9 protein-coding genes are annotated in these 7970 nt (G+C 40.1%); 4 read left to right on the top strand and 5 right to left on the bottom strand.

What is annotated here, in order from left to right; all coding sequences use genetic code 11:
- The first annotated feature begins 147 nt into the window (after positions 1 to 147).
- Both ABMY35_RS15840 and ABMY35_RS15835 read left to right on the top strand, forming a co-directional pair.
- On the top strand, positions 148 to 324 hold the full coding sequence (locus ABMY35_RS15840) for a hypothetical protein (protein WP_349287104.1): 177 nt from the start codon (positions 148 to 150) through the stop codon (positions 322 to 324).
- On the top strand, positions 287 to 679 hold the full coding sequence (locus tag ABMY35_RS15835) for an EAL domain-containing protein (RefSeq protein ID WP_349287111.1): 393 nt from the start codon (positions 287 to 289) through the stop codon (positions 677 to 679). Before ABMY35_RS15840 ends, ABMY35_RS15835 begins: the two co-directional genes overlap by 38 nt.
- A gap of 96 nt (positions 680 to 775) precedes the next feature.
- On the opposite strand, the gene ABMY35_RS15830 is transcribed toward ABMY35_RS15835, so the two are convergent.
- On the bottom strand, positions 776 to 1903 hold the full coding sequence (locus tag ABMY35_RS15830) for a hypothetical protein (RefSeq protein ID WP_349287103.1): 1128 nt from the start codon (positions 1901 to 1903) through the stop codon (positions 776 to 778).
- Positions 1904 to 2028: 125 nt separating this feature from the next.
- A complete protein-coding gene (locus tag ABMY35_RS15825) occupies positions 2029 to 2460 on the bottom strand; it encodes a DUF3293 domain-containing protein (RefSeq protein WP_349287102.1) in 432 nt (143 codons plus the stop codon).
- Between the two features lie 208 nt (positions 2461 to 2668).
- Here ABMY35_RS15825 and ABMY35_RS15820 point away from each other — a divergent pair, with 208 nt between their 5' ends.
- Positions 2669 to 3379, top strand: a complete 711-nt coding sequence (locus ABMY35_RS15820; RefSeq protein ID WP_349287101.1) for a hypothetical protein — start codon at positions 2669 to 2671, stop codon at positions 3377 to 3379.
- A gap of 149 nt (positions 3380 to 3528) precedes the next feature.
- Positions 3529 to 3855, top strand: coding sequence for a hypothetical protein (locus ABMY35_RS15815; RefSeq protein ID WP_349287100.1), 327 nt, complete (start codon positions 3529 to 3531; stop codon positions 3853 to 3855).
- A 32-nt stretch (positions 3856 to 3887) separates the two neighbouring features.
- On the opposite strand, the gene ABMY35_RS15810 is transcribed toward ABMY35_RS15815, so the two are convergent.
- From ABMY35_RS15810 to ABMY35_RS15800, 3 genes are all read right to left on the bottom strand, one after another.
- Positions 3888 to 5336: a phosphomannomutase gene (locus ABMY35_RS15810; RefSeq protein WP_349287099.1), complete on the bottom strand. Its 1449-nt coding sequence runs from the start codon at positions 5334 to 5336 to the stop codon at positions 3888 to 3890.
- Between the two features lie 45 nt (positions 5337 to 5381).
- Positions 5382 to 6800: a mannose-1-phosphate guanylyltransferase/mannose-6-phosphate isomerase gene (locus ABMY35_RS15805; RefSeq protein ID WP_349287098.1), complete on the bottom strand. Its 1419-nt coding sequence runs from the start codon at positions 6798 to 6800 to the stop codon at positions 5382 to 5384.
- 204 nt (positions 6801 to 7004) lie between these two features.
- Positions 7005 to 7868 carry an AraC family transcriptional regulator gene (locus ABMY35_RS15800; RefSeq protein WP_349287097.1) on the bottom strand — a complete coding sequence of 288 codons (864 nt, stop codon included), beginning with the start codon at positions 7866 to 7868 and terminating at the stop codon, positions 7005 to 7007.
- Positions 7869 to 7970 lie beyond the last annotated feature (102 nt).

Here is a 7970-nt window from a genome sequence, read left to right as displayed (position 1 = left end):
CAGCTTCTTTGATCATGCTAACAATTTGGGTTTCGGTAAACTTGCTTTTTCTCATCGTAAATTTTCCTATTTAAGTTAATGGAAAATTCTACTTATAAACTGTTTCATTTTTTGGGGGAGTTACATTCCAATGTATGCTGCCAGTTAATGTCTCTAGTCAACAATATCGCTGTGGTTTCATGCAAAGTTCTTACAACGATTCTCAAAGATACGCAATTTAATGCTAACTTATTAAATTTAGAAATAACCGAAAGTATCTTACTCGATAACGATCAAGGCTTGATGAATTGGCTACAAGACTTTAGGGGCACAGCTTGCCATTGACGACTTTGGTACAGGTTATTCATCGCTTAGCTATCTTCGCCGCTTCCCGATAAACACCATCAAAATCGACCGCAGTTTCATTTCAGATCTGACTGCCAGTGAAGACTCCGCTGTATTGGTTAAAGCGATTGTCTCAATGGCTGACAGTTTAAACCTTAAAGTCATTGATGAAGGTGTCGAAAACAAGGTGCAATTGAAGAGCCTTAACGACTTAGGCGGGCAATACGTACAGGGTTACTTTTACGCTAAGCCGCTGCCGATAGAAGCGCTACAAACTTGGGTAAATGGTCACATTTGTCGTTTTTGTTGCAAAAAAAGTAAATTGATAGAAAGCCAATGTGATTTTGTAATATAAATAACTGTAGATAGATAAGTTGAATTTGAAAAAACAGATAAAGTAGGAAAAAGCAAAGCAGTAAAAGTGACTTTACTACTTTGCTAGTCACATTTTTTAAGGACAGGGGCCCTCAAAAGAAAACAATAGATTTCCGTTTAAGTCGTAATATGTGTGTTTACATTTTTCCCTTTGCAAGCTCCCGCCACCTATAGAGTTGAGAGGTATATTACGCCAACTTGGCGCAGCGCCACTTCCTGGGTTACTGCCAGATGATACCGTCTTTTGGAACTGTCTATCTATAGCATCAGCTAAACAAGGTGAGATGTCACTTGCTTTGAATGCTCCAATGGAGGAGCCACTGTTTTTAATTAGATGCAATGGAATCCCACCTATATGAGAACGTCTCTCGTCAGTGCTTACATCTATTGAGCCCTCAACCATTACAAGCTTAAACACCACATTATTTCTGGCTGCACCTCCAAGGTGCCATGAATGACTTATCGTAAAGTCAGTGATCACATTCTTAGTTTCATCAAAATACTCGACCGTTCCATCTACCCCAAAACCATCTAAAGCAACTTGAAAGTTTGCTCCTGTTATACGATAACCTTGGAACGAGTTTTTATATTTTTCATCACGCCTAGCTTTGTCATTTGCATGCGTCATTATCTTACCTTTCGCAATAATATTATGAGCTAGTTCCATAGCCTTACTTTCTGGACTATTAGAGCAGTCTGTAGCCATAAGCAATATATCATTTTCGACTCTTTGCTGATTAAACATCGAAAATGAGTTGCGAGATTGTTTTTTTACAAGAGAATTAAGGTCAAAGTTAGCTCTAAGATCACGAGTTACATTAGTCATAATCTTATAGCCATTTCCGGTGTTACTCAGCATCCACTTTATTTGAGCTGGAATTTGCTGCATTTCTCTGATTTCAACAGACATCTCATGAAAAGGCCGACCTTGATTGGTATAACCAATGTAAAAGCCATAAAACTGTTCTTGATGGAGATCATAAACCACTAACTTAGTTGTTGATGATCGGCACTGCTGCTCATCCGATGTACCTACAGACTTAACAAAACACTCAAGCTCTGGTTGATATTTATAGCGCCTTGCAATTGACTTTGCTTCAGTGTAGCTACAGTCATCACAAATAACTGATTCATAGTTAATACGGGCATGTGCTTTATCAAAAAAGCAAAAAAGTAAGACTAGAAAGTAGATTGGTAATTTCATCAATATATCCTTATATCACAATAAAAAAATAACAAAAAACCAACAAAAACACCACAAAAAATTATTCAGAAGCTAACGCGTTAGTAAAGTAAGTCGGTTTAGATGATCATTTAGAATTGAGATATTCAAGCATGACTAGCAATCCAGCGCTTTTTTAGGTGTTTGCTTACAAAACACATAGGTTTAGTTTGCTTCGAGCAATGCAAACTCACTCGCCCTCGAGCGCTGACATAATAAAATGCTAATTGCTTAAAATGGACAGATAAATGCTGGGCCTGCTGCAACGAGCAAGGAACAAATATGCTTAACTCGCGATAGCTCATATCCTTATTACCGCCCCACAACCTTTTGTAAGCAACGTTTTGGTCGCGGAGGTAACGCATCGCCGATCTTTCGAGCCGTTTATTATGCGCCAAAATTAAATTCTGCCCATGAGGGTTCCATACGCTGATGATCGCGCCAGCTCTATAACTTGTTATTGTCTGACAAGGCATAACTCGACAAGTACTTTGAAAGTAACTGTGCTGATAAATTTGCCAGAGTGTTTCTTCGATCATGCAGTTTCCTTAAACGAGTTAACTTGAGCCCTAGTTAACTACTCAGTTTAGCTAACTGACTAATATAGTGAGGAAAAAAGCTAACTTTTCGCTAAATTGAAAATCACGCTTTACACGAAAACTTACAATTCATTACAAATCAAACACTTGCAAATTGGTCACTATATTGCTTTAACTATAATAACAAAAAGCACATGTAGGAATTAAGATGCTAAAAACCCTTTTACCTTTAGGCGCAGCGATTTTATTAAGTGGTTGTATTGTTCATGTTAAAAATGGCCCGGGCAGCGCACCTAAGTATTTTGATAATCAACAACTCACTCTAAGTGCCGCAAACCTAAAACTATTAGACACAGAAGCAGGCGCTGGTAATTTATCAATTGTTGGTAGTGACAGCGCCACTGACATTACCGTAGATGCAGAAATTTTTGCTTACAGCGCTGATGACTTCACACTCACACTAGAAAACAAAGGCAGCAAAGCCGAGCTGGTTGCAAGAGCAAGTAATTCAAATAATTGGCAAGTAAATAGCCCAGGACCTAGAATTAATCTAACTATTACAGTACCGAGTAGCTTGGGTCTGATCATTGACGACGGTTCTGGCAGTATTGATATCAAACAAGTGAGTGGTGACATTGAAATCGACGATGGTTCTGGCAGCATAGAAATCTCAGGTGGTAAACATATTGAGATTGAAGATGGCTCAGGCAGCATTACCGTAAACAACACGCAGGGCGACCTAAAAGTTGATGATGGCAGCGGCGATATTTATGCTAATGAAGTGTTAGGCACAGTCACCATTGACGACGGCTCAGGCAGTATCAATGTAAATGGTGCTGGTGCTTTAGTCATTGAAGACTCAGGTTCAGGCGGTTTGCAAATAAAGAACATCAAGGGCAAAGTTGAGATTGACGAGTAACCAATAAACTTAGCACCAACTCTCTTATACCACCCATCTTAATTAAGTGAGCTGTTTTGAGGATTGGTATGATTAATCTGGCTATCAGTCGCATTGACCGATGGCCCAATAACAAACAATTAAATATATCAGCGATACAAGGAGCAAGCATGGAAGTTATCATTGAAGTACGTCAAAAGTCAGTGTCAATAAAACAAATCTTAATGGTAGTTGTGTCTATTATTTGTATGGCATTAACCGCTTACATATCGTCGTTGTTTATGGCTGACTTTGATAGATTTAACCTACAAGCAAATGAAAAGCTCGCATTTGTGTTTGGCAGCGCTCTAGCACTTCCTTTAGCAAGCTTAATTATTTCGCAATTATTAATTGAATATCGTGGCCTAAAAAATGCGATTAAAGCAGTATTTTATTCTTCGGTACTGGTTTTAGCAGCTCAAACCCCAGTTGTATTTCAACTTATCAGTCAGGTTTAGCACTTTTTGGAGACAGTGTAGCAAAGTGAATGTCACTTCGTTGTTGCTGCCTGTTCAGTTAAATAGCTCAATTTGTTTTTTAAGCAATACAATAATGTTTCGGCTCTTTTTCCAGAGTCAGACTCAACATAACAGCGCATGTCAGGTGCATTGCCTGAACAGCGAAAATGCACAATGTCTTTGTTGCTAAGCATAAATCGAGTACCGTCAGTATTATCGAACTCAATGACACGATATGTAATATCCAATTCAGCAAGTAAACGTTCTGTATCGCTTTGTAGCGCCTTTAAGAAAGCAAGCCCAACATGATAAGGCACATGCTCTACTTTGCCACTGGCAGTATAGCGTTTTGGTAAACCCGACATCATTTTAGATATTGGCTGCTTAGCTAGCTGAGCTAAGACAACTAAAATAGGTAATAACGCATCTCGGGTTGGCAACGCTGACAATAACTTACCGCCTTTATCAATATCGCTTGCAAGTAAATACCCGCCGTTTGCTTCAAATCCAGCTACTTTTTTGTGCTGCTTTTGTAATTGTACAAATGCCTCAATAACAAACGGAGAGCCTATTTTTGTTCTCGCCACTTGTTGAAAACAACCACTCAACTCAATCGCTGAATTGCAATTAATGGGCACGCTTAGAGCTTCTATTTTTAAAAATTGACTAACCATTAAGCCGAGTACATCACCTCTAAGCCAATTACCAAACTCATCCGCCACAAGTGGTCTGTCGCCATCACCATCAGTAGAAATAATGGCATCTAGATTGAGTTCATTAGCCCAAATTTTTGCTGTTTGCTGATCTGCTTTACTTACCGCTTCGGTGTCGATTGGCACAAAGATATCGCTTCTACCAAGCTCAACAACGGTTGCACCCAATTGCTGGAGTAATCTGAGGTATAGATCTCGACCTGCACTTGAATGGGTATAAACACCTATTCGCTTATCTGTTAAATTCAGCTCAGAAAAGTAATTTAAATAACGATTGATATAGGTATTTGCAGCTGACTCACACTCAATTAACTCTGGGAAACTCAGTTCATCAGAAAGCGCAATGTATTGACCTAAAATACCTTGCTCATCAAACTTGCTGATCTCGCCTTCTGGGTAATAAAACTTCAAACCATTTCGGTCAAACGGAATATGACTGCCTGTTACCATGATACACGCCTCCCCTTTCTGCATTGCAGCATAGGCCAAAGCAGGTGTAGGTAAGACCCCATGAAACTTATAATCCAGACCCAATGCTATTAGACCCGTGGCAACACCTTGGGCCATCTCGTAACTACTAGGACGATTATCAATACCAATGGCGACACACAGGCTGTCATCGCTTAATTTACCGCAACGTTTACCATGTTCAATAAAAGCCATTGCGAACGCAACACACACATTTTGCGAAAAATCTTCGGCTAAACCTCGCGCCCCACTGGTGCCAAATTTAATGGAAGTATTTTGAATGAGCTTTGAGACATTCACTTTTTATGGTGCCTGTTAATAATTTTTCTATTGAGAAATAGCGCCTTATTCACGCCCATAATCATCTTCAAAACGAATAATATCACTCTCATCTAAATAGCTACCCGACTGAACTTCTATCAGCTCTAAAGCTGTTTTTCCTGGATTTTCAAGGCTATGAACGGCTGTAATAGGTATATATACAGACTGATTTTCGGTCACATACTGAACTTTGTTATCTATTGTAACTTTGGCTGTGCCACTTACCACCACCCAATGCTCTGCCCTATGGTGATGCATTTGCATCGATAAACGAGCGCCTGGATTTACTGTGATCCGCTTCACTAAAAAGCGCTCGCCTTCGTCAATGGCATCAAATTTTCCCCAAGGACGGAAGACTTCACGGTGTTGATGAATCTCAGCTCGAGATTTTTGTTCTAGCTGAGCAACAACTTGTTTTATCGCTTGAGTATTATTCTTATCTGCTATTAGCACTGCATCTTTAGTTTGCACGACCACCACGTCTTTTATACCAACCGTGGCTAATAGTTTATTTTCACTCAGCAACAGGCTGCCTTGCGTGTCGATTGCGATCACATCACCAGCAATTGCATTTTGCTCATCATTTTTATCAAGTAACTGCCAAAGCGCATCGAAACTGCCTACATCGCTCCATTTAGCTGACATGGGGATCATCACCACAGCATCATTTTGTTGTGCAGTTAAAGGTTCCATGATCGCATAATCTATCGAATCACTTGGGCAAGCTAGAAAGGCTGAAGCATCTACACGCGTAAAATCTAAATCATCTTGTTGCTTTTGCATGGCGTTAAAGCAAGCTTCAAAAATGTAATTGTTAAAACGCTTTAGCATGTCTAAATATACTTGGGCTTTAAACATGAAAATACCGCTATTCCATACAAACAGGCCTGATTCAACATACCCCTTTGCAGTTACTTCATCGGGCTTTTCAACAAATTGTTTAACTGTAAAGCCCCTTTCCAAAGGCTGGTCTTTCTGGATGTAACCATAGCCAGTATGCGCAGAGGTAGGTTCGATACCAAAGGTGACTAACTTACCCTCTCCCGCACTCTCTGAGGCCAGTGTTATCGCATTTAAAAACAGTTCAACATCGCCAATATCATGATCGGCAGGCATTACTAACAAAGTTGCATCGGGATTTGTCTCCAATGCTTTGAATGCTGCCAATGCTATCGCGGGCGCTGTATTGCGCCCCTCAGGCTCTAGTATAATAGGAAAGTGCGGTATCTCACTTAATCGAACTTGCTCTGCGGTTAAAAACCTATGCGCTTCGTTACAAATAATAATCGCGGGGTCATGTTCGAGGCTTTTTAATCTCAGCAAAGTTTGTTGCAACAAAGACTGCTCGCCAGTCAAAGGCAAAAACTGTTTGGGGTAATGAGTTCGAGACAAAGGCCACAAACGTGTGCCTGAGCCACCAGCAATAACAACGGGTACGATCATAGTATGGATTTGGCTTTTAGATGAGGTTCACCTCGCCATTTTAAAAGCCTTTGTGGCTAAGTGCAAAAACCTAAACGACAAACACACATTTAAGATAAAAATAAGACTACAGCCAATAACAAAGGTAATAAGTTCACAGCAACATCAATAATTTACCTACGGGTAAATAGGTAAGCCAAAGCTGCAAGGCAAACCAAGTGCTAATCAACTTTGCAGCGGCAAATAGATATCAGTGATGAGATCGCATTCATCAACTTGGTGCACAAAATTATGATACTCGAAGAAACAGCAATGATCGCTCGGAAGTTCACTACTTTGTGGAAGCCACTGCTGGTAAAGCCAACGTATAGTTTGTTCCATGTTATCGTGACTCCCCAAATGTCTGACTTTGGCGCAGCGCATGTGTGGAATAACCCCATTTTCGACACCAAATGTGTTATCGGGTACTACAGCGTTTACTGAGCCACACAGCTTAAAGCGAAATTCATCTTCAGCCATCGCTTCTGGGTCACCATTTGGCATACCAAATGTTCGGCTCGTATTTAGTGGCGAAAGCCCGCTATTTTGTCGCCACGCAATGAATTGCCCAGCTGTTTCGAAGATGCGATTTGCTGCGCCTTTATGCTCTAAAAACGCGATGTTAGTTTGCTCAAAGTTGAAAATGTCTACTTGCATGATTTGTTGCTCTACTGGTTGCGGTGAAAAATCAAATACGTCATACCAACTAGGCCAATTTGCACCTTGTCTAAACTTTGAAGGACTTTGCTCAAACGTACGCTTAAAGGCGCGAGAAAACGCTTCAGCACTGTCAAACTTCGCTTCTAGTGCAATATCAATAATTTTAATATCGCATTCAAATGCTAAGCGAAAAGATGCCCGCTTTAATCGCGCAAGCAAAATATACTTGCCCACATTTATGCCCATAAAAGCCATAAATACGCGATGAAAATGAAATTTAGATAAAGCAGCAACATCGCTAAGCACACTCACCGTTAATTCATCATCTAAGTGTTGATTGATGTAATCGCAAACCAGCGAAATACGTTGCTGTAATAGATTGCTTTGCATAAAGCGCCTATGTGTTAGTAAAACTGCAGACAAGCTTAATCATACAGCAAACGCTTTACTTGACCGAAATTGCTGTATGTTCAATGTTTTAAATCAAAGCAA

Source organism: Pseudoalteromonas sp. BZB3 (assembly GCF_040104455.1).
In the GTDB taxonomy this organism is placed as follows: Bacteria; Pseudomonadota; Gammaproteobacteria; order Enterobacterales; family Alteromonadaceae; genus Pseudoalteromonas.
The sequence above is the reverse complement of the archived record's forward strand: the minus strand, read 5'-3'. Positions and strand labels throughout refer to the sequence as shown.

Coding starts and splice junctions, on each gene's coding strand:
- ABMY35_RS15830 (WP_349287103.1), bottom strand. CDS start 1,903: ATGAAATTACCAATCTACTTTCTAGTCTTACTTTTTTGCTTTTTTGAT.
- ABMY35_RS15805 (WP_349287098.1), bottom strand. CDS start 6,800: ATGATCGTACCCGTTGTTATTGCTGGTGGCTCAGGCACACGTTTGTGG.
- ABMY35_RS15815 (WP_349287100.1), top strand. CDS start 3,529: ATGGAAGTTATCATTGAAGTACGTCAAAAGTCAGTGTCAATAAAACAA.
- ABMY35_RS15840 (WP_349287104.1), top strand. CDS start 148: ATGTCTCTAGTCAACAATATCGCTGTGGTTTCATGCAAAGTTCTTACA.
- ABMY35_RS15825 (WP_349287102.1), bottom strand. CDS start 2,460: ATGATCGAAGAAACACTCTGGCAAATTTATCAGCACAGTTACTTTCAA.
- ABMY35_RS15820 (WP_349287101.1), top strand. CDS start 2,669: ATGCTAAAAACCCTTTTACCTTTAGGCGCAGCGATTTTATTAAGTGGT.
- ABMY35_RS15800 (WP_349287097.1), bottom strand. CDS start 7,868: ATGCAAAGCAATCTATTACAGCAACGTATTTCGCTGGTTTGCGATTAC.